General features: G+C 43.3%; 20 protein-coding genes, 2 tRNA genes and 1 pseudogene. 15 read left to right on the top strand and 8 right to left on the bottom strand.

The genetic code is table 11. The features are described from left to right. Positions 1-89: 89 nt before the first annotated feature. The 3 genes from OIU26_RS16210 to OIU26_RS16200 are packed head-to-tail and all read left to right on the top strand — an operon-like array spanning position 90 to position 2,060. On the top strand, positions 90-893 hold the full coding sequence (locus OIU26_RS16210) for an MntP/YtaF family protein (protein ID WP_264217388.1): 804 nt from the start codon (positions 90-92) through the stop codon (positions 891-893). 10 nt (positions 894-903) lie between these two features. Next, positions 904-1,500, top strand: a complete 597-nt coding sequence (coaE, locus tag OIU26_RS16205) for a dephospho-CoA kinase (RefSeq protein ID WP_264217387.1) — start codon at positions 904-906, stop codon at positions 1,498-1,500. Further along, entirely contained in the window at positions 1,497-2,060 is a 564-nt protein-coding gene (locus OIU26_RS16200) for a lytic transglycosylase domain-containing protein (RefSeq protein WP_013370365.1), read from the top strand. The genes coaE and OIU26_RS16200 overlap by 4 nt, the downstream gene beginning before the upstream one ends. Before the next feature lie 118 nt (positions 2,061-2,178). Here OIU26_RS16200 and OIU26_RS16195 read toward each other — a convergent pair whose 3' ends face one another. Further along, positions 2,179-2,403 carry an alpha/beta-type small acid-soluble spore protein gene (locus tag OIU26_RS16195; protein ID WP_013309613.1) on the bottom strand — a complete coding sequence of 75 codons (225 nt, stop codon included), beginning with the start codon at positions 2,401-2,403 and terminating at the stop codon, positions 2,179-2,181. Positions 2,404-2,508: 105 nt separating this feature from the next. Here OIU26_RS16195 and nrdR point away from each other — a divergent pair, with 105 nt between their 5' ends. The 4 genes from nrdR to OIU26_RS16175 all read left to right on the top strand — a co-directional run bounded on the left by nrdR (position 2,509) and on the right by OIU26_RS16175 (position 3,955). Next, positions 2,509-2,976 carry a transcriptional regulator NrdR gene (nrdR, locus tag OIU26_RS16190; protein WP_013370366.1) on the top strand — a complete coding sequence of 156 codons (468 nt, stop codon included), beginning with the start codon at positions 2,509-2,511 and terminating at the stop codon, positions 2,974-2,976. 130 nt (positions 2,977-3,106) lie between these two features. Next, positions 3,107-3,182 (top strand) — tRNA-Ala (locus tag OIU26_RS16185). Positions 3,183-3,193: 11 nt separating this feature from the next. Then, positions 3,194-3,266, top strand: a tRNA-Lys gene (locus OIU26_RS16180). Positions 3,267-3,631: 365 nt separating this feature from the next. Then, the gene (locus OIU26_RS16175; RefSeq protein ID WP_264217386.1) at positions 3,632-3,955 is read left to right on the top strand and encodes a GNAT family N-acetyltransferase; all 324 of its coding nucleotides are present in this window, start codon (positions 3,632-3,634) and stop codon (positions 3,953-3,955) included. On the opposite strand, the gene OIU26_RS16170 is transcribed toward OIU26_RS16175, so the two are convergent. Genes OIU26_RS16170 through OIU26_RS16160 form a run of 3 tightly spaced genes read right to left on the bottom strand, consistent with a single transcriptional unit; the run spans position 3,942 to position 6,370 of the window. Continuing rightward, positions 3,942-4,946 (bottom strand): serine aminopeptidase domain-containing protein, encoded by a 1,005-nt coding sequence (locus OIU26_RS16170; protein ID WP_264217385.1) that lies wholly within the window; start codon positions 4,944-4,946, stop codon positions 3,942-3,944. The genes OIU26_RS16175 and OIU26_RS16170 overlap by 14 nt on opposite strands. Further along, complete coding sequence (locus OIU26_RS16165; protein ID WP_264217384.1) at positions 4,930-5,595, bottom strand: GNAT family N-acetyltransferase; 666 nt, start codon at positions 5,593-5,595, stop codon at positions 4,930-4,932. The genes OIU26_RS16170 and OIU26_RS16165 overlap by 17 nt, the downstream gene beginning before the upstream one ends. After that, positions 5,576-6,370, bottom strand: coding sequence for a MerR family transcriptional regulator (locus OIU26_RS16160; RefSeq protein WP_264217383.1), 795 nt, complete (start codon positions 6,368-6,370; stop codon positions 5,576-5,578). The genes OIU26_RS16165 and OIU26_RS16160 overlap by 20 nt, the downstream gene beginning before the upstream one ends. Positions 6,371-6,546: 176 nt before the next feature. Between OIU26_RS16160 and OIU26_RS16155 the strand changes: the two genes are divergently transcribed. The 4 genes from OIU26_RS16155 to OIU26_RS16140 all read left to right on the top strand — a co-directional run bounded on the left by OIU26_RS16155 (position 6,547) and on the right by OIU26_RS16140 (position 9,487). After that, positions 6,547-7,425, top strand: coding sequence for a radical SAM/SPASM domain-containing protein (locus OIU26_RS16155; protein ID WP_013370372.1), 879 nt, complete (start codon positions 6,547-6,549; stop codon positions 7,423-7,425). A gap of 390 nt (positions 7,426-7,815) precedes the next feature. Then, positions 7,816-8,274: a helix-turn-helix domain-containing protein gene (locus tag OIU26_RS16150; RefSeq protein ID WP_264217382.1), complete on the top strand. Its 459-nt coding sequence runs from the start codon at positions 7,816-7,818 to the stop codon at positions 8,272-8,274. Continuing rightward, positions 8,226-8,738, top strand: coding sequence for a hypothetical protein (locus OIU26_RS16145; RefSeq protein WP_264217381.1), 513 nt, complete (start codon positions 8,226-8,228; stop codon positions 8,736-8,738). Before OIU26_RS16150 ends, OIU26_RS16145 begins: the two co-directional genes overlap by 49 nt. 14 nt (positions 8,739-8,752) lie before the next feature. Then, a complete protein-coding gene (locus OIU26_RS16140) occupies positions 8,753-9,487 on the top strand; it encodes an ABC transporter substrate-binding protein (protein ID WP_255305257.1) in 735 nt (244 codons plus the stop codon). Positions 9,488-9,611: 124 nt separating this feature from the next. Here OIU26_RS16140 and OIU26_RS16135 read toward each other — a convergent pair whose 3' ends face one another. The 3 genes from OIU26_RS16135 to OIU26_RS16125 all read right to left on the bottom strand — a co-directional run bounded on the left by OIU26_RS16135 (position 9,612) and on the right by OIU26_RS16125 (position 12,704). Beyond that, on the bottom strand, positions 9,612-10,748 hold the full coding sequence (locus OIU26_RS16135) for a hypothetical protein (protein WP_264217380.1): 1,137 nt from the start codon (positions 10,746-10,748) through the stop codon (positions 9,612-9,614). A gap of 393 nt (positions 10,749-11,141) precedes the next feature. After that, positions 11,142-11,954 (bottom strand): DNA alkylation repair protein, encoded by an 813-nt coding sequence (locus tag OIU26_RS16130; RefSeq protein WP_264217379.1) that lies wholly within the window; start codon positions 11,952-11,954, stop codon positions 11,142-11,144. 75 nt (positions 11,955-12,029) lie between these two features. Beyond that, positions 12,030-12,704 carry a Crp/Fnr family transcriptional regulator gene (locus OIU26_RS16125; RefSeq protein ID WP_264217378.1) on the bottom strand — a complete coding sequence of 225 codons (675 nt, stop codon included), beginning with the start codon at positions 12,702-12,704 and terminating at the stop codon, positions 12,030-12,032. A 205-nt stretch (positions 12,705-12,909) separates the two neighbouring features. On the opposite strand from OIU26_RS16125, the gene OIU26_RS16120 reads away from it, so the two are divergent. Then, complete coding sequence (locus OIU26_RS16120) at positions 12,910-13,992, top strand: ankyrin repeat domain-containing protein (protein ID WP_264217377.1); 1,083 nt, start codon at positions 12,910-12,912, stop codon at positions 13,990-13,992. 87 nt (positions 13,993-14,079) lie between these two features. On the opposite strand, the pseudogene OIU26_RS16115 reads toward OIU26_RS16120, so the two are convergent. Continuing rightward, positions 14,080-14,968 (bottom strand): annotated as a pseudogene (locus OIU26_RS16115) (LysR family transcriptional regulator). A 126-nt stretch (positions 14,969-15,094) separates the two neighbouring features. Between OIU26_RS16115 and OIU26_RS16110 the strand changes: the two are divergent. The 3 genes from OIU26_RS16110 (at position 15,095) to pfkB (ending at position 17,784) form a co-directional block, all read left to right on the top strand. Continuing rightward, positions 15,095-15,766 (top strand): O-methyltransferase, encoded by a 672-nt coding sequence (locus OIU26_RS16110; protein WP_264217376.1) that lies wholly within the window; start codon positions 15,095-15,097, stop codon positions 15,764-15,766. Positions 15,767-16,123: 357 nt separating this feature from the next. Further along, the gene (locus OIU26_RS16105) at positions 16,124-16,870 is read left to right on the top strand and encodes a DeoR/GlpR family DNA-binding transcription regulator (protein ID WP_013370378.1); all 747 of its coding nucleotides are present in this window, start codon (positions 16,124-16,126) and stop codon (positions 16,868-16,870) included. Between the two features lie 2 nt (positions 16,871-16,872). After that, entirely contained in the window at positions 16,873-17,784 is a 912-nt protein-coding gene (gene pfkB / locus OIU26_RS16100; RefSeq protein ID WP_264217375.1) for a 1-phosphofructokinase, read from the top strand. Positions 17,785-17,797: the final 13 nt, after the last annotated feature.

Genomic DNA, 17,797 nt, shown 5'->3' with positions numbered 1-17,797 from the left:
CATCCCTCTCATATATTGTTCCAAGTACCAATACTGCGAAGGGAGTCGGTTGCTGTAAGGCCCAGCCTTCGCAATGGGAGGGAATTGGAGTGGCTAATCATTGGGGAGCCCTGCTGTTACTGGCATTTGCGCTAAGTTTGGACAGTTTCGGAGTCGGTGTTACATATGGCCTGCGCAAAATGAAAATTCCATTGTTGTCGATTGCTATTATCTCCGTATGTTCAGGTTTGGTGATCGGCATATCCATGCAGCTCGGCGCATTACTATCCCGTGTCCTGTCTCCTGTATATACGACGGTTTTCGGTGCTGTCATTCTGATCTGTATCGGCTGTTACTCTTTGATTCAGGCTCTGCACCGCAAGGAAGATTTGACGGAAGAAACAGCGGAAGTCCCTCGGGATCTGCACCTTGCGGAACAGGTTGATTCAGATTCAGGGCATATATCAGCTCTTGCGGAGAAAAAAAGTGCTGAGAATGCCAATACAGAGTCTCTAACCAGCTCAGGAAGAGGTCTATCGACAGAGAATTCTTTGGAGCTACAGCAGGAGGAGCAAACGTTATTTTCGCTGGAGTTCCGCAAATGGGGGCTTGTTATTCGGATTCTTCGAAGCCCGTCTGCTGCGGATATGGACCGTTCCGGCAGTATATCTGCTACCGAAGCGGTTTGGTTAGGTATTGCATTATCGGTCGATGCGTTCGGAGCGGGCTTAGGTGCAGCCATGCTTGGTTTTCAGCCCCTGTCTACTGCGCTGGCTATTACGTTATTCAGTGGTGTATTTTTGATTGCTGGTATGAAGGCAGGATTCTTCCTGTCAGCATTTCGATTTATGAAGGCGCTCGGTGTATTGCCGGCATTATTACTTATTATGATGGGCATATTGAAGCTGTTATGAGGTGAAGAGCATGAATATCGGATTAACCGGAGGGATCGCTACCGGAAAAAGCACCGTATCGGCTCTTTTGGTCGCCAAGGGTGCGCTGCTGATCGACGCAGATGCCATTGCCCGGGAAGTCATGCTTCCGGGGCATCCGGTGCTGGCGGCGGTCATACAGCATTTTGGACAAGCTATATTGAACAGTGACGGTACCCTGCACCGCAAAAGACTGGGAGAGATTGTATTCGGAGACCCTGTTCAGCGACAGGCACTTAACGATATTACGCATCCTGCTATTCGTGAGGAAATGCGTCTGCGCATGGAAGCTTATGAACGGAAGCAGCCGGACAAGCTTGTTTTGGCAGATATCCCGTTAATGTATGAGTCTGGGCTGGAGAGCCTGTACGAGGAAATTATGGTTGTATATGTACCACGTGATATTCAGCTCCGACGTCTGATACTTAGAGACGGTCTGACAGAAGAGCAAGCCGAGCTTCGCCTGTCCGCACAAATGGATATCGAGCAGAAAAAAAGTTTGGCTGATATTGTTATTGATAATAGCGGAACACAGACTGAGACGAAGCGGCAAATTGATCAGTTTTGGCAGCGAAAGGGACTTGCATGAACATTTTACGTAAGAAAAGAGTCCTGCTCATTTTGTTTGTCGGATTTGTCCTGATTCTGTTCCTCAACTCAAATTGGATGTCCTGGTTTTACCCGATTCAATATAAGGATGAAATTCGGCAATATTCACAGACGTATGAAGTGGACCCATTTTTGGTGGCGTCTATTATCCGTGTGGAAACAAACTTTAAAACCAGCAAGCAGTCACACAAGGGTGCACTGGGGCTTATGCAGATTATGCCGAATACCGCCAATTGGATTATGGACAGTGCCCAGATTCAGAAGGTCCCGCTGGACAGTGTAAAGCACGAGCCTGGCACCAATATTGAGCTGGGAACGTGGTATCTGCATAACCTGTCTATGAAGTTTCAGGATAATCCTGTGGTCATCGTAGCGGCATACAATGCTGGTCCAGGTAAAGTTAAGGAGTGGCTGGATCAAGGGGTGTGGGATGGCAAAGAAGAGTCCATTAAGCAAATCCCTTTTGGTGAGACACGGCATTATGTACAGCGAGTCATCTACTATTACAGGCAATATACAAAAATTTATAATGAGTTTTAAGGGACAGGTTAATGACAATATGAGCCTTTTCGCTTTAAAATGAAAAAAGCGCAGGACAGGCTGTTTTTAGCAGCCTATCCCTACACTTTTTTGTATTACTTCTTGATTATTACCGAGATTATTGGTATTGACCTGCCAATTGTTGTTCGGCGATCGTTACGAGGCGTTTTGTGATGTAGCCCCCGATCGAACCGTTCTCATAGGAAGTCATGTTACCTTGGTATCCATCTTGAGGAATGCTGATACCCAGCTCTTGAGCGATTTCATATTTCATTTGCTCCAGAGCACCGGAGGATCTGCTGACTACCAGGTTGTTGGAGTTGCCATTGTTTCCTTGTGCCATTGTTGTTCACCTCCTCGCGACGTGGTAAACATATTATGATCCGTTTCGACAAAATTATTACTAAAAAGCTTCGGGAATTTATTGGAAAAAGGAAGTGATGAGATTATGAAGTGCCCGTATTGTGCCTACAATGGCACGAAAGTGTTGGATTCGCGACCAGCGAATGATAATAAGTCCATCCGCCGCCGTCGCGAATGCGAACAATGTGCCAGGCGTTTTACCACCTTTGAAATGGTAGAAGAGACCCCACTGATGGTCATCAAAAAAGATGGCAGCCGTGAAGAGTTTAGCCGTGATAAAATGCTGCGCGGTCTCATTCGAGCCTGTGAGAAGCGTCCAGTATCAGTCGAGCAGCTCGATCTGATCGTATCTCAGGTGGAGAACGCTATTCGCAACACAGCAGCCACAGAGGTGGATAGCCAGCAGATTGGTGAGCTAGTCATGGAACAGCTCTATCCGGTGGATGAAGTCGCCTACGTACGCTTTGCGTCCGTCTATCGGCAGTTCAAAGACATCAATATGTTTATGAAGGAACTGAAAACACTGTTATCCAAAGATACAGACAGCGACTGATCGCTGACTGTATCTTTTTAGGGCCGTGGTGGGAAGAGGATTATATTTTTTTTATAAAAGTATTGACACAGGGTCGAATATTTTATATGATATAGAAGTCGCTTGAAACGTTAATTCATTTACATGTGACGGGGCCTTAGCTCAGCTGGGAGAGCGCATCGCTGGCAGCGATGAGGTCAGGGGTTCGATCCCCCTAGGCTCCACCATAATTTTATATGGACTCTTAGCTCAGTTGGTAGAGCAGTTGACTCTTAATCAATTGGTCCAGGGTTCGAGTCCCTGAGAGTCCATTCTTTAGAAAAAACGGCAGAAATGCCGTTTTTTTTGTTATTCATAGATCTGTTCCCAGCCTAACCAAGGACAGGTAAGGGTTGAATGAGCGCTTATCGAGTTTGATTATAAATAGCAACCCATTGTTTGTGAGTGTACTTTGATCGTTGTTTCAACGCAGTTCGTATTTTACAAATGAGTTGAGTTCCTTCAAATGAATTTCTAAATGAATTAATAGATTATGCTGAATTGAATTGAAATTAACTTTACATGGTGAGAATGTAGCTACTTTAGATATAATCGTAAACGAGGATGGAGAGCAACTGAAGGAGCTTTTGAAAAAAGAGGGTACATCTTGCAGGATGGGAAAGAAACGACGTCCTATATGAATGTACCGCATGATGTAAAGCTGGAATTACCAAACGGGTTTAGAATTTCGGATGCGAATGAAGTTGCTTCTTTCACTACTGTCTGGTACGACGAGCTAAATAAAATAGGAATACTGGAGCCTGTAGGTACGATACCGAAGTATAGAAAAATGGGGCTTGGAAAAGGCATTATTTATGAAGCCATAAAAAGAGTCAAGGACAAAGTTGTAGAAAGAATCTTTGTGGGTTCTGATCAGTCCTTTTATTTTTCGATGGGGTTTTCATTAGCCTATTCCAAAGAAATATGGAAAAAAAGAATATCATTGTTTAATGCTGACTGACATAATCGGCAAGAATCTTCAGGTACTCACTATTTACCAATTGTCTAGGGGCAAATACGGCCGTTAAGAAGGTTAGGGACTTGGAATGCGCAATTTGTTCATTCATCATGGAATGGTCAACTTCAGGTAAATGAATGACAGACAGCAGCTCTGGAGATATCTTTTGGCGATATACTCGCTCGGTGTCTTTTACATCTACGTTCATATCTTTTCCAGCCAGCACCAAGAGTACAGGAGATTTTAAGTAGCTTAATTCTTCCGTAGAATCAGAACGAAAATTTTTGCCTATAAAGCTCCATCTTTCTTTGGGAATTATATTCTCAGGATCGGCCATGCTTAGGTACTCTTCATAGGAAGCATGTTTTTTCAGTAGTTGTAGAATCTTTTGGTCGTAGTCCAGTCTCTTTTTAATTTGCTGCGGGCTAGTTCCTTCTTGTTCCAACTCTTTCCTGGTGTTAAATTGCCCTTGTGTAATCCAATTCACGGCCGGCGATACAAGGATGCTGAATGCAATATCATGCTCCTCTTTAACGATTTTCGGAATGACCCAGCCTGCTTGACTGGCCCCCCATAGGCCGATTTTGTGCTTATCAATCATCGGTAAGGTTTTGGCCCAGTCAACTGCATATCGAATCTCCTGTGCCCGGTCCTCCATGCTCTGCTCCAGCCAATTGCCTGGAGCGCCGTTAATACCGGGCTTATTCAGGGATAAGGAAGCATAGCCCTTAGAAGCGAACCTTTCCCACAGTGGTTTGTATCCATCATCATAGGTGTCATTGATTGGACCATCTCCATGGACAAAAACAACCAGTCCAATCTTTCCCGAGTAGTTCTTAGGCAAAGCCAATGTACCTGTTAATACTCCTTTGGGAGTCGCAATTTGTATTTTTTCTTCCGTCATCTTGTAGGAATTTTGATATAAAACAATCAATATCAAGGCAACAACCAGACCTGCCACAATACCAAGGGTAAGCCTATATGTTTTTTTCAATGCTGTTCTCTCCTCGATTGCAGTTTCGTTCTTTCCAGCTCATTAGATGCCATACAGGCTCCTTGAACCAAAAATGCCGCCAATAATTATATTGGGACTGCTCTATTTCAAACGCTAGATTGTGGTACAAACGAATAGCCTGCTGGTTCTTATGTGCTACATGAAGTGTCAGCGCATGGAAACCGGATTCAAGCGTAAACTGCTGTGCGAAAGCTAGAAAACGTCGCCCGATCCCCTGATTGCGATGACTTGATCGAATCGCCAAATGATCAATGTAACACTCATCTATGGCAGGCTTATATTCCAGCGCATGCATGCCTGTCAAAAATTTAAATACATTGAAGCAGCCAAACTGTTTTATAAGCGGAGCCAAAGAAATGAGATTGGCTATAGGAAGTGAAGAGGAGGGAGCCTTCCATTTGAGCGAAAGGACACCAACAACATCTTCGTTCTCTTTGGCCACAAATTGTTTCATAGATATACAATTAGCATTTTGAACCCAAACCTGCATTAATAAACGCTGTATATCTTGATCCTCCAGTGCAACAAGAGCTTGAAATTTTGCTTTAAACGATTCCACTAAGAGCTTACATACGGCTTCATGGTCTTGCTCTTGATAAGCAACAATGTCATAGGATTGTGGACTCATGTAACGTCCTCCTGCTATCAGAAATTTGTACTTGAATCTCATATTGCAGCTCGTTGCTGTCAAATATGGATAGATAGGATTTTTCCACCACAATGATCTTGCTCAAGCATTCATATTGGTACTGGGTCGCATAATGCTCCAGTTGTTGGACTTGGTGTTCTATCTCAGCGTCTTCAGTGGCGGAGAAATGCTTGTAGAGATAGGTACCTTCTTCCAGAATGTAGTCAGCTGTTCCTGATGTCGTTTCATAGTATAGCTTCACCTGTCCAGAGTCAGATAGATAATGTAGATCATTTTCAAATAATTGTGGTGGGGCAGGCCGCTGCTCAAATAGATTCCTGGCCGTGAGTTCTTGATCACTCTCCAATGCAAACCACAGCTTTAAATGTCGAGTGCTCTGCAGCTTGAGTCGATACTCATTGTTCTGCTGTGTAAGGGTATGATGTTCTTTTAGCACTTTGTGAATAAACTGTTCGAGCAACTTTAAATTAGCGATTTCATCCTGTACCTTCTGTAACGAATGTTCTAAAAGCTGGTTGTAATCATCGGCAGTGTAGGAAGTCATACATTCTTCAATTTGACCGACAGGGATGTTTAGTTTACGGAGCATTAAAATATGGGAAAGTTGATAAATTTCATGAAGTCCGTACATTCGATATTGATTTTCATCTGTGTATAACGGATAAAGGATCCCCTTTTCCTCAAAATACCGCAGCTGATGTACAGATACATTCATGAGCTGAGCAAGCTGGCTGATCGTTATGTGTTTTTTCAATGATAGGTCTCCTTACTCATAATTGATAATTGAATAACTTCACTATAAACCTTAGGTCAGACCTAAGGTCAATAGAAAATATCCGCAGAGTTTACCTCTCGTTCATAACCCGTTATAATCATAAGATTAGTGAGCATAAACCAAATGTTCAGGATGAAGGTTAGAATGGGGAAATCATGTTGAAGACTTTTAAGAAGGTATACATTGAGATAACAAGCATTTGCAATCTTGCATGCAGTTTTTGCCCTCAGACACAACGTGTCAAAAAATTTATTGATCCGGAAGTCTTTCGGAATGTGCTTGATCAGGTCAAGCCGCATACGGATTACATTTATCTGCATGTAAAAGGAGAGCCTTTGCTCCATCCCAAAATTGATCTTTTGCTGGAGAGTGCGCATGAAAAAGGCTTAAAGGTCAATATTACCACCAATGGTACCTTGCTGCCGAAGACTGGACATAAGCTGCTTGGTCAGCCAGCCTTACGGCAGATGAATTTTTCTCTTCATAGTTTTGACGGGCATGAAGGTTCTGTGGATCGAGAAGGTTATTTAGGTCATATTTTCACGTTTGTCAGAGAAGCTGTGAAGCACAATATCATTATTTCCTTCCGTCTCTGGAATCTGACTCAAGATAATTTGACTAATGTGCAGCGTCAGCGCAACCGGGAGACACTGGAGCAATTGGAGCAAGAGTTTGGACTGGATTATCGGATTGAGGAAAAAGTAATACCGGGCAGTGGGGTCAAAATCGCTCCTAATGTATATTTGAATCAGGACTACGAATTTGAATGGCCTAGCCTGAGTGCTCCGGAAGATGACGGAAAAGGCTTTTGTCATGCGCTTCGCAGTCAGGCGGCGGTTTTGGTGGATGGAACAGTGGTCCCTTGCTGTCTTGATGGAGAAGGTGTCATTAACTTAGGAAATGTGCATGAGCAAACTTTTTCCGAGATCGTGGAAGGTGAGCGTGCAAACCGTCTGTACTTTGGATTCTCCAGAAGAGAGGCAGTAGAAGAGTTGTGCCGAAAGTGCGGGTATCGTAAACGATTTGGAACCTAATCACATAGGTGGAACTTTAAGCGACAATAGAATGCATCACAAGAAAGAGAGCCCTTTTACAGGGCTTTTTCTTATATTTGCATAGGGGGATAATCAGCGGCTTTGACGATCTAGAGGAAGTTAGACGTAATGATTGCTTGTGAGAATGATTATCAATTATAATGAATCTATTCTAATAAATTGGGCGGGATAAGCAACACATCGGTTTGAATAGGGGCTGAGCGGTAGTAATGAAGTTGAACGATCACATTGTATTGTGGAATCATGTGTTTATACAGGTGATGGATGTTCGCCATAAGAAAATGGATAAAGGGGAAGAATTGAGGAGCTATAGACTTCCGGTCAGTGCGTTTTTATATACGGTGCGCGGAAGTGCACGAGTATGGCTGGATGACAGTGTTCATAGGTGTGATCCGTTTCCATGTCCTGCATGGGGGAAAAGGAATGTGCTTGAGCGTCCTGACAGAGGATGTGCTTGAATATTATATCATTCTGTACAAGGCAACTTTGGCCCTGCCCAGTCGTAAGGAGTTTCATTATTTTGTATTCGAGTTGTTACACCAACTGGATCGACAAGGTATTCAGCCCCTTAAGCCTAACTTGGTAGCGCAAGCTGTAACCTATATTCGTGAGCATTTTAGTCGGCCTATAACACTAGAATCTATTGCGGAGGACCTAGAGTGCAGTACCGGACATTTATCAAGGCTGTTCAAAAGTAAAATGCATACCAGTCCAATTCATTACTTGGGTCAGATACGGGCGAATCGGGCGGCAGAGCTACTAATGCAGACGGATGCACTTTGCAGGAGATCGCAGAGCGTGTGGGATATCCAGATGCGCATTCATTAAGTCGCAGCTTCAAGAAATATAAGGGACTATCTCCTATACGATTCAAAAAAGAACGGCAGCAGCATATCCAGGGACAAGATCAGGATATGCCCCAAACGAAGCTTAAATATGCCCTTCAGCAGACAGCCTTCACACGTTATACTGATATTGATTATCAATATCGGTATCATGCGGAAGGGGATTTTTTCATGCACGGTAGAGGCAAAATGACGGCTATGATGATCATGTTGTGCTTATCATTGATGCTGGGGGCCTACTCAGCTCCGACGAATACACATGGAAGCTCGCAGACGAAGGCTAATCATACAGTGGAAACATCTAACAGCGATGGACAAGCGGCAGTACAAACGCAGACAAGAACGGTTAAGACACTAAAAGGCGATGTGGAAGTACCTGCAAACCCGAAACGAGTGGCATCGGATCAGTATATGGGTCATCTTTTAAACTGGGGATTATTCCGGTAGGGGTCAGAAGCTATATGCTGAATGAGGCTTGGATTGATCCATCGGGATATCCCAAGGAGAAGTTAGCCGGAATCAAAGATCTCGGAGATTTTCCTATGGATTTGGAGGAACTGACCGTTCTGCAACCTGATTTAATTATCGGCTCAATTGAAAAGAACATCGACAGCTACCAAAAGATAGGAACGACTGTGTTCCTGCCGTATTGGGAGGGTGAATCTACAGCGGGACCACTGGATAAATTCCGCAGAATCAGTGAAATTTTTGGCAAACAGAAAGAAGCCGAGCAGTGGATCGCTGAATATGAGAAGAAAGTTGCAGAGGCCAGAACCAAAATTGACGGTATCATTAAAGATGGAGAGACGGTTTCGATCGTACAAGTCGCCAATAAATCCATATATGTTTTGGCGGCGAAAGGCGGCAACTACGGAAGTCCAACCATATATCAAATGCTAAAGCTGCCACCCACAAAGAAAGCATTGAATATGAAAGAGGGATTTGAAAATATTTCACTTGAGGTTTTACCCGAGTATATGGGAGATCATATTTTTGTATATGGCTCAAAAGATGAGGGGGCCAATCAGATCCTGCATAGTGAGCTATGGAAAGGTCTTCCGGCTGTAAAAAAAGGACAGGTGTACATGTACGGTTCATTCAGCAATAAAGGGGATGAGTTTGTGATGGAAGACCCCTATTCGCTGGAGCTTCAACTGGATACCATAGTTAATCTCTTATTAGCCCACAAAAAATAAAGGAAATACAAGTAACATCTTTGCATACTAATTGGGAGAAGCTTTAAGACTTCAATCTGCGAAAGTCATATAGAAAAATCCGCTTCACACAAGATTCCTAAGTGTTTGGCGGATTTTGTTATGTCTATATTTCTACTTCTCTATATGTCTTGGTATATCTTTGAAATTCAGATTTTTGATCATTGTAATAATCTGCTCTTGTCCAGAAAATAATTTGAGAGAACGAATCGGTATGCTCCAAATAAGTGATTAAATATACAACTTTCACTTTATCGCTCTCTGTCCATACTTCGTATTGCAAGCCTTGATTCCCGTTAATATTGACCTTTATTGGTCCCGTCAATATTATCCCTTTTCCAGACCTTTTAAGTACTAATTGAGCTGAAAACTCAGCGTATTCTTTTAATGTGATCATTGAGGATTTCTCATAAGGTAGTTCAGATTTCCAATCCTTGATGACCGCCATGTACGCATCGTTTTTTTCATACCAGGCTTGAATTAATGCATCTGGATTAAGAATTAAACCAGACTTCCATACATAAGGGAGACGGATTTGTTGCTGAGCATCTTCGCTTTTAAAAGTTTTTAAAATAGTTGTTGAACGAAGATCAGGCTCAACTTGTGAGTCGCTTAATATTTTCAAGGAGCTGGCTATTGTCGCAAATTCGTGATGTTTTTCTATAGCTGAGCCTCCCCTTGAATAGATCAATACTTGAAGATAATGCTGTTTGCTCTCAAACATGGCACTGAAGTAATAGACCTGTTGGCCCTTGAAATTCCCACTATAATCGGCTGTTCTGGCGGTTGTGGAATCAATCTGGATTGGGGTAGTATCCACAGCCTTAAAGTTTTCTAGGCCCAGTGCGGAGATTTCTTCACGTTGCTGTACGAATTCGTCGAGCGTCATATTATTTGCAAAAGCTGACTTGGGGACACGGAAAACCAGCCCTACGTTCTTTTTTTCTTTGTCACAAACACTAAGCACCGAATCCAGTTGTCCTTGTTTAAATTTACGCCAGCCAGCGGGAATGGTGAGAGCCACAAGATCCTTATCCGAGGTAACGGTATGAGCCGACGACTCTGTGACGTGTGGGACAGGCTGACTTTCTTTGTCCACAACGGCTGTATTATGAGTCATATTGTCTACATTAGAATTCGTGTGGACTGTAGTTACAGCATTTTTGGAATTGCAACTGGTAAGAATGAATAGTGCTATAAGTGCAACAAAATAAAATCGAAAATAGGCAAAACTGAATTTCATGGAAATAACTCCCTCTGTTTCATATTTATAAAGGGAATTTTACCCTTTTATAAAATCATAAAAAAGAGGCGTTTGTCCTGTTTTACGTAGCTCAGTCGTTTATTGTGGTCGTCACTGTGACGTTGTTGACAGAAGTTGAGGAAGCGCTGGTGTTGAAATTGATCACCTCAACAACTACGGTAGCGCCAACTAATAAGCCAGTATTTATGATTAGATTAGTAGCAGAAAGTGTCGTTAACCCGTATCGCTGCAACGTTCCCAGATACAATACTGTCTGCTTCCAAATAGATTCGGACAATAGATATAGAAATTCCTCCACTCCTAATATTCCAGATGTACCTCATAGTTTATGTGATATTTTAGATATGGATTGGATGGGGAGGAGTCTTCGAATTATTTCATTTTGTTCAAGCTTCTTTGGGCCCGAGTTACTATTCGCTTCGTTTCCTTTGTATCAGAAGTCATCAGCCATGTATTACAAACCTGAGTTACCCATTCCGGGTTAGTTTTGCTGGCATCATTCAGCCAATTGCCCACCGAGTCTTGAACATATTTGACTGGGTCGGATTGAACCGCTTCCAAAAGTGGAAGGGCCAGCTCGGGATGTTCTTTTAGTTCAGGGATGTGCTTGGCCCAAACGCCTTGTGGCCGGGTTAATTCAATAGCAAAACGACGTATGTTAGCATCCTCATTTCGCACCCAGCTGTTTAACAGCGCAAGCCCCTCATCCAGTTGCAAGAATATAGGTTCTCTCATTGCCATCCAGGCTATTTCACGTACTCCGAAATGGGAATCCGCTGCAAATGGTCGAATGCCAGCTAATTTCTCTTCTAGACTTAAACGGGAATCAATCCCGATGATGTAGGCAGCCCAGCAGCGAATGCTGTCTGAAAGATGGGAGGCCATCGCGTCAAAGAGTCGAGTACGTTCTTCTAGCGCTTGTTGCTCAAACACATGAAGCCACGCCTGTGCTATTGCGGGTATCATTTTCATGATCTTTTTTTCCTTCAGATGATCCAATTCAGTCAAGAAGACATTGAATGATCGCTGCAATCCAAACTCATCCAGAGCGTTCCGCAGAAGAACAACATGATCCACAGCCAGCCATTCGGTAAGATTCACGGTCTCAAGCTGTCCCTGCTGTAGCAGTTGAAGTACATCAGTAGGGATATCTGTTCCTTTGCGAGCTCCTTTGCGGTGTAACATTTCATCACTCCATATCGTATATTTGCTGGTAGGTATACGATAATTCTTTTGTCAGGAGGAAAGATGTAATGTAGCTTACAACTTGACTAGCTTTTGGCGATGGATGTAAATTGTCTTAAAACCGGTTTTAATGGCCTTTTCTTTGACAAGCTTCTGTAGAGCGGTTGTTACAGCTTCACGGGTGGCCCCAACCAAATTCGCTATTTCCTGGTGAGAAAGCGGAAAATCAATTTTGTAATACTCATCATGACTTTGAAGGGCAAATTGATCACATAATTTTAAAAGAACATACATAATTTTATCTTGTAAATTCCCCAAAGCCAGATGCTGGGCTAAACTGCTCATTCCTGAGATCCGGTCACTTAGTACCTGAATCATGTTCATCATAAACCGGGGATGATGGATTAAAAAATGTTCAAATCGGTCTGTGTCCATCAAGCAGATATCGCATTCTTCTATCGTTTCTATGTACATGTCCCGTGTCCCCAGCGAAATCATGTCCATTTCACCGAATACATTTCCCTCACTGAGAATATCCAAAGTGAACTGCTTCCCATCGGCATTCAGCTTGTAGAGACGTACCTTTCCCCTTTTCACAAAATAAAGCCCCTTGGAGAAGGTATCCGGGGTTTGAATAAATGTGTTTTTTTGCATAGTCGTAATAAAGGTCATTTGATCCATTTCAATCAAATCTTCTCGTGAGAGACTATGTAGCAAATTGAATTGGGATAAGTATTGAATGCTATTCATAAGTTCTCCTTTTCGTTGCATCAAGTATACAGAATCATAATACTATACAATTATAGCTTCTCTAAGGTACTTTCACCTATACTACTCACTTGTTTGCATTAAAAGTGAGCAAATAAACTGGGAAGTCAGGCGGATTTATGTAAAGGGGAGATTGGTATAAAATAGATTTACATGATAATAGATACATAAAGAGTGAGGGTATACAATGATCCAATTAAAAGATATTGGCAAATTTGACGTTCTTCCCGAAATCGCAATGCATATTGTAGAAGGCAATATATCGGCATTACGCCAAGCGCTGACCGAAGGCTGGGATATAGAACAAGAAATTAAACTCAGCAAACATACGACGTTAAGTCCATTAGACCTTGCGCTTATTTCTCAGCGAATGGCCGTGTTAAAGCTGTTGGTGGAGCAGGGAGTTCAACTCAATGCAAAAGATCGCCCTGCATTTTTAACAGCTGTTCGCTACTGCTCAGAAGAGATTGTCCGCTATGTGGTGGCCCATGGTGCCAAGCTGGACGGAAAAAATCAAGTCAAATCTGGTGCCTATGAGCAAGCCTATTATGGCAATAAAAAGAATATGCCGCTGATTCACGAACTTGGCCTCGATATAAAGCAGCATGGGGGAGCGACGATGCGCAACGCAGTTAGTAACCATGACCTGAACACTGTAGCAATACTGTTGGAGCATGGTGCAGATATTAATTACAATGCCTCTGATATGGTGTATCCCTATAAAGCGACTCCTTTAACTGTAGCAGCACGAAATAATGATTTTGCGATGGTTAAGTACCTGGTAGAGCATGGGGCTGACGTGACACTGGCAGAAAAAGGTGGAGATCGGGCATATACGATTGCTGTTAGCAATAAGAACGTGGAAATGGCCGAATATCTAAAGTCTGTGGAACCGCCAGCGTTTCATAATCTGGAGAATAAACAATACGCTTTAAAAAGCTACAAGTTTCCTAAGGATCTTACAGCCTTTCTAATGGGAGACCAGCGCCGTGTAGACCTGCCAGAAAATGATTTGGGTATCCAATTTGTTGAGTTCTTCTCTTTCATAGATACGGTTGAGATGAAAGTAGGTCGACAAAAGCTGTTGCGTTTGTCTCTAGAAGTAGATAACTATTCGGATATCCTTTTGGTGTGGAATCCCAAGCACAAGTGTCTGGGCTATTACGATGAAGAACATCAGGAATATGCGGATGTATGCAGCTTTGCTGAGTTTCTTGCGCAGCCGGGAGATTACCTGGAGAAGATGATTGAGGGTGAATATTTATCATAACAAGGTGAGCCATGAATGCGGTATGCACGCAGTCATGGCTCTTGTTATTTAAAGAAGGCGCAAGTGTACACAGGTATCCCATGCTTATCAAGAATGATTGCGAATAAGCTGGATGAAATTCTGGGTAGCCGCTGATAGTGGCTCATTTTTGCGAGTACAAATAGTGATTGAATTGAGAAGCTGGACACCCTCCACATATACCCGGCATAGCTCACCGCGTTCTACATATTCACGCACGACTAGTGAGGACACAAAGTTTGCACCATAACCGGCAATCACTGCGGTAATCGCCTCATGCAGCCCTGTGAAGTTAAGTGTGACTTTGGGAGCAGGGGCATTGTAGGTTCGACATAAGGAAAACAATCTCTCTCGTGTCGAGCTTCCCTTCTCACGCATAACAAAGGGCTCCTGCATCATTTGCAATAATGAAACCTGCTGATTCGCATACCGATGATCCGGCGCTACTACAAACCATAGCTCATCACGAAATAATTCTTCGGTCTGAATCGTATCGGAGTACTGCTCAGGCAGTCCTCCATAGATCGCCAAATCTACTTCGATATTCAATAGCTGCTGCAAGGCATCATTGGAGTTCGTGGTATGAATCGTCATTTCAACTTGTTCATATTGCTGTTTGAATTTTGCGATCCAGGCCGGAATGAGGAAATGAGCCGGTAAATAAGTAGCAGCCAGCCGAATATGACCATGGGCTCCGTCACGATAATCCTGTGAAAATTGTTCGATTTGCTGTTCGACAGCAAAAAGCCGTTTGGCGAGAACAGCAAGCTTTTCACCAGCATCGGTTAAGGTAAATCCCTCTTCCCATGGGCACGAGCAGTGTGAGGGATATTTCCTTTTCGAATTTTTTAATCTGGGCTGTTATCGCAGGTTGGCTAATATTTAATAGCTCAGAGGCACGTGTCACACTCCTTGTAGAGGCGACCACGTGAAATAAGCGTAATGCATGCAGGTTCAAGACCGGACTCCTTTCTGATTAACTCATACATATAAATTATGAATAGAGTAAAAACATACATTATTTTTATAATAGTAATTCATTTACAATCAAATTGTAAGTTAAAGCCAAAGGAGAGTGGAGCAAATGCATTCAACGAATACGTGGGAACAAGTAGATCATTATATCTCGGAGCGTCTTATTCCGCATGATGCTGTCTTGGAAAAGGTATTGGCTACTAACCAACAGGCAGGATTACCTCCGCATGATGTGTCGCCTAATCAGGGAAAGCTATTAAATATCTTAGCTCAAATGCAAGGCGCACGACGTGTGTTGGAGATTGGTACCTTGGGAGGCTACAGTACAATCTGGCTGGGTAGGGCCTTGCCGACAGATGGAAAAATAGTTACGCTGGAAGCCCATCCGGTTCATGTTAAAATCGCTCGGTCGAATATATCGTTGGCTCAGTTGGATGGAATGGTGGAACTTCGAGAGGGAGACGCATTGGAGCAGTTGACACAAATGAAGGATGAGGGCGTTGCACCTTTTGATCTCATTTTTATTGATGCGGATAAACCCAATAATCCATTATATCTGGAGTGGGCACTTCGTTTTTCACGTTCTGGCACCGTTATTATCGGGGACAATGTTGTCCGTGAAGGGGAGATCATTCAAGCTTACAGCACAGACCCTCGTGTGCAGGGCGTAAGAAAGTTTTATGATTTGCTGGCTGAGGAATCGAGAATTACAGCTACAGCCATTCAGACCTTGGGGAGCAAGGGATATGATGGTTTTGTTATTGGAATCGTTAAGAATTGAGCGTTAGGGGGAGAAGCGTCACAAGGAGCTAAACACTGAGGACGAAGTTCCAGTGATTAGCCCTTTTCTGACTAAATAAGGTTGGGACGAATGGTACGTAGAATGGTAAAATAGTACTAATTGAAGTGTCAGAACGTTTTTGAACGTTTACTGCTGAATTTCCATGTAAGAAGAATGAATTTACATAAAAGCAGATGAAATTTCTTTAAAATGTAAACGCAATCATGCTGATTAGAGTAGGAATTCACCATTTTGTAAAAAAATGAAGTCGGAATGAATTTTTTTGAATCTTTTTGAAGAAAAATGATTGTTTTTTGCTAGGTTTGTGGTACGATAAGAACAGTTGGGGGAATGAAGATGCTGACGGAAGAAAGATACAAGTTAATAATACAGCGCTTACAAGAGCGTGGTGTTGTAAAGTTGCAGGAATTGGCTGATCTCTTGGGAGCCTCTGAGTCAACGATTCGGCGTGATTTGATAGATCTTGAAGGCCGTCAGTTGTTAAAGCGGATTCATGGAGGGGCAACCTTGCTGAATCAGAAAAGTCAGGAACCCGGCATGGAAGAAAAAACGTTCAAAAACGTTCAACAAAAAAACGCAGTCGCTCGTATGGCAGCCAAAGAAATTTTGGATGGTGAATGTATCTATCTGGATGCGGGAACAACAACGATGGCGATGATTCCTTACATTGAAGCTAAAGACGTGACGGTCGTGACAAACGGTCTCTCCCACGTAGAAGCACTGGTAAGCAAACGAATTAGAAGCTATCTACTGGGAGGGATGATGAAAATTCATACCAAAGCCGTAATCGGGAGTATTGCCCTACAGAATCTGGACAATTTTCGATTCGACAAGTGCTTTCTGGGAACGAACGGGGTAGATGTGGAGATGGGGTATACGACTCCTGATCCTGAAGAGGCGCTGATCAAGCGGCGCGCCCATCAGCTGTCCGGCAAAACATATGTGTTGGCCGATTCCAGCAAAATTGGAGAAGTAACGTTCGCCAAATTGTTCGATCTCAAGGAAGCTATCCTTATTACTGAATCGGTGCCAGAACGTTCACGCCGATCCATCGCTCAGAAAACTAAGATAATCGAGGGATAACAATGATATATACAGTAACACTAAACCCTTCCATTGATTACATCGTGGAAGTTGACGATTTGAAGCTCGGTGATTTGAACCGGATGAAACGTGATCTAAAACTGCCAGGGGGCAAGGGAATTAATGTATCACGTATTTTGAACCAGCTGGGAGCAGACAGCACGGCGATTGGTTTTCTCGGAGGGTTTACAGGCAGGTTTATCGACGATACATTGCGGGAAGAATCCATTAAAACTGATTTTGTAATGATCGAAGATGATACACGGATCAATATTAAGCTCAAGCATGGTGATGAAACAGAAATTAACGGTTTGGGACCTGCGATTCGTGAGCAAGAGGCCGATGCATTGGTACAAAAGCTGGCGGGTCTCCAGAAAAATGACATTGTCGTCTTGTCGGGAAGCATCCCGCCATCACTTGGAGGGGACTTCTACGAGCGACTGATTCGCGTATGTCAGCAAACCGGGGCTGAATTCGTTATCGACACCACAGGTGAGGCGCTGATGAAGGCCTTGGTTCATAAACCGCTGCTCATCAAGCCGAATCACCATGAGCTGGCTGAGTTGTTTGGCGTAACTATTCATTCTGAGGAGGAGATCGTCACTTACGGTCGTAAACTGCTTGAAGCAGGTGCGAAAAATGTACTCATTTCCATGGCAGGAGAAGGGGCTTTGTTCATTACGGCAGATGAAGTGTATCACGCAAATGTACCAGCAGGAACGGTGAAAAATTCTGTAGGCGCAGGTGATTCTATGATTGCTGGATTCGTGGGTACGCTGGCTCTACATGGCGATCCGATCGAAGCATTCCGTGCAGGAGTGGCATCCGGAAGCGCAACTGCGTTCTCTGATGATCTGGCTACGAGAGAGAAAATTGAACAATTACGGCCGCAAGTCACGATTTCAAAACGGTAATCCGGCTGCATCA

Source organism: Paenibacillus sp. BT-177 (assembly GCF_025846815.2).
Classification (GTDB): domain Bacteria; phylum Bacillota; class Bacilli; order Paenibacillales; family Paenibacillaceae; genus Paenibacillus; species Paenibacillus polymyxa_C.
The sequence above is the reverse complement of the archived record's forward strand: the minus strand, read 5'-3'. Positions and strand labels throughout refer to the sequence as shown.

Bases quoted from the DNA above. Each gene is read 5' to 3' on its own strand.
- OIU26_RS16195 (WP_013309613.1), bottom strand. From the start codon at position 2,403: ATGGCACAAGGAAACAATGGCAACTCCAACAACCTGGTAGTCAGCAGA.
- OIU26_RS16135 (WP_264217380.1), bottom strand. From the start codon at position 10,748: ATGAAATTCAGTTTTGCCTATTTTCGATTTTATTTTGTTGCACTTATA.
- OIU26_RS16120 (WP_264217377.1), top strand. From the start codon at position 12,910: ATGATCCAATTAAAAGATATTGGCAAATTTGACGTTCTTCCCGAAATC.
- OIU26_RS16105 (WP_013370378.1), top strand. From the start codon at position 16,124: ATGCTGACGGAAGAAAGATACAAGTTAATAATACAGCGCTTACAAGAG.
- OIU26_RS16175 (WP_264217386.1), top strand. From the start codon at position 3,632: ATGAATGTACCGCATGATGTAAAGCTGGAATTACCAAACGGGTTTAGA.
- OIU26_RS16200 (WP_013370365.1), top strand. From the start codon at position 1,497: ATGAACATTTTACGTAAGAAAAGAGTCCTGCTCATTTTGTTTGTCGGA.
- OIU26_RS16155 (WP_013370372.1), top strand. From the start codon at position 6,547: ATGTTGAAGACTTTTAAGAAGGTATACATTGAGATAACAAGCATTTGC.
- OIU26_RS16150 (WP_264217382.1), top strand. From the start codon at position 7,816: ATGACAGTGTTCATAGGTGTGATCCGTTTCCATGTCCTGCATGGGGGA.
- nrdR (WP_013370366.1), top strand. From the start codon at position 2,509: ATGAAGTGCCCGTATTGTGCCTACAATGGCACGAAAGTGTTGGATTCG.
- OIU26_RS16165 (WP_264217384.1), bottom strand. From the start codon at position 5,595: ATGAGTCCACAATCCTATGACATTGTTGCTTATCAAGAGCAAGACCAT.
- coaE (WP_264217387.1), top strand. From the start codon at position 904: ATGAATATCGGATTAACCGGAGGGATCGCTACCGGAAAAAGCACCGTA.
- OIU26_RS16125 (WP_264217378.1), bottom strand. From the start codon at position 12,704: ATGAATAGCATTCAATACTTATCCCAATTCAATTTGCTACATAGTCTC.
- OIU26_RS16110 (WP_264217376.1), top strand. From the start codon at position 15,095: ATGCATTCAACGAATACGTGGGAACAAGTAGATCATTATATCTCGGAG.
- OIU26_RS16140 (WP_255305257.1), top strand. From the start codon at position 8,753: ATGCTGAATGAGGCTTGGATTGATCCATCGGGATATCCCAAGGAGAAG.
- pfkB (WP_264217375.1), top strand. From the start codon at position 16,873: ATGATATATACAGTAACACTAAACCCTTCCATTGATTACATCGTGGAA.
- OIU26_RS16130 (WP_264217379.1), bottom strand. From the start codon at position 11,954: ATGTTACACCGCAAAGGAGCTCGCAAAGGAACAGATATCCCTACTGAT.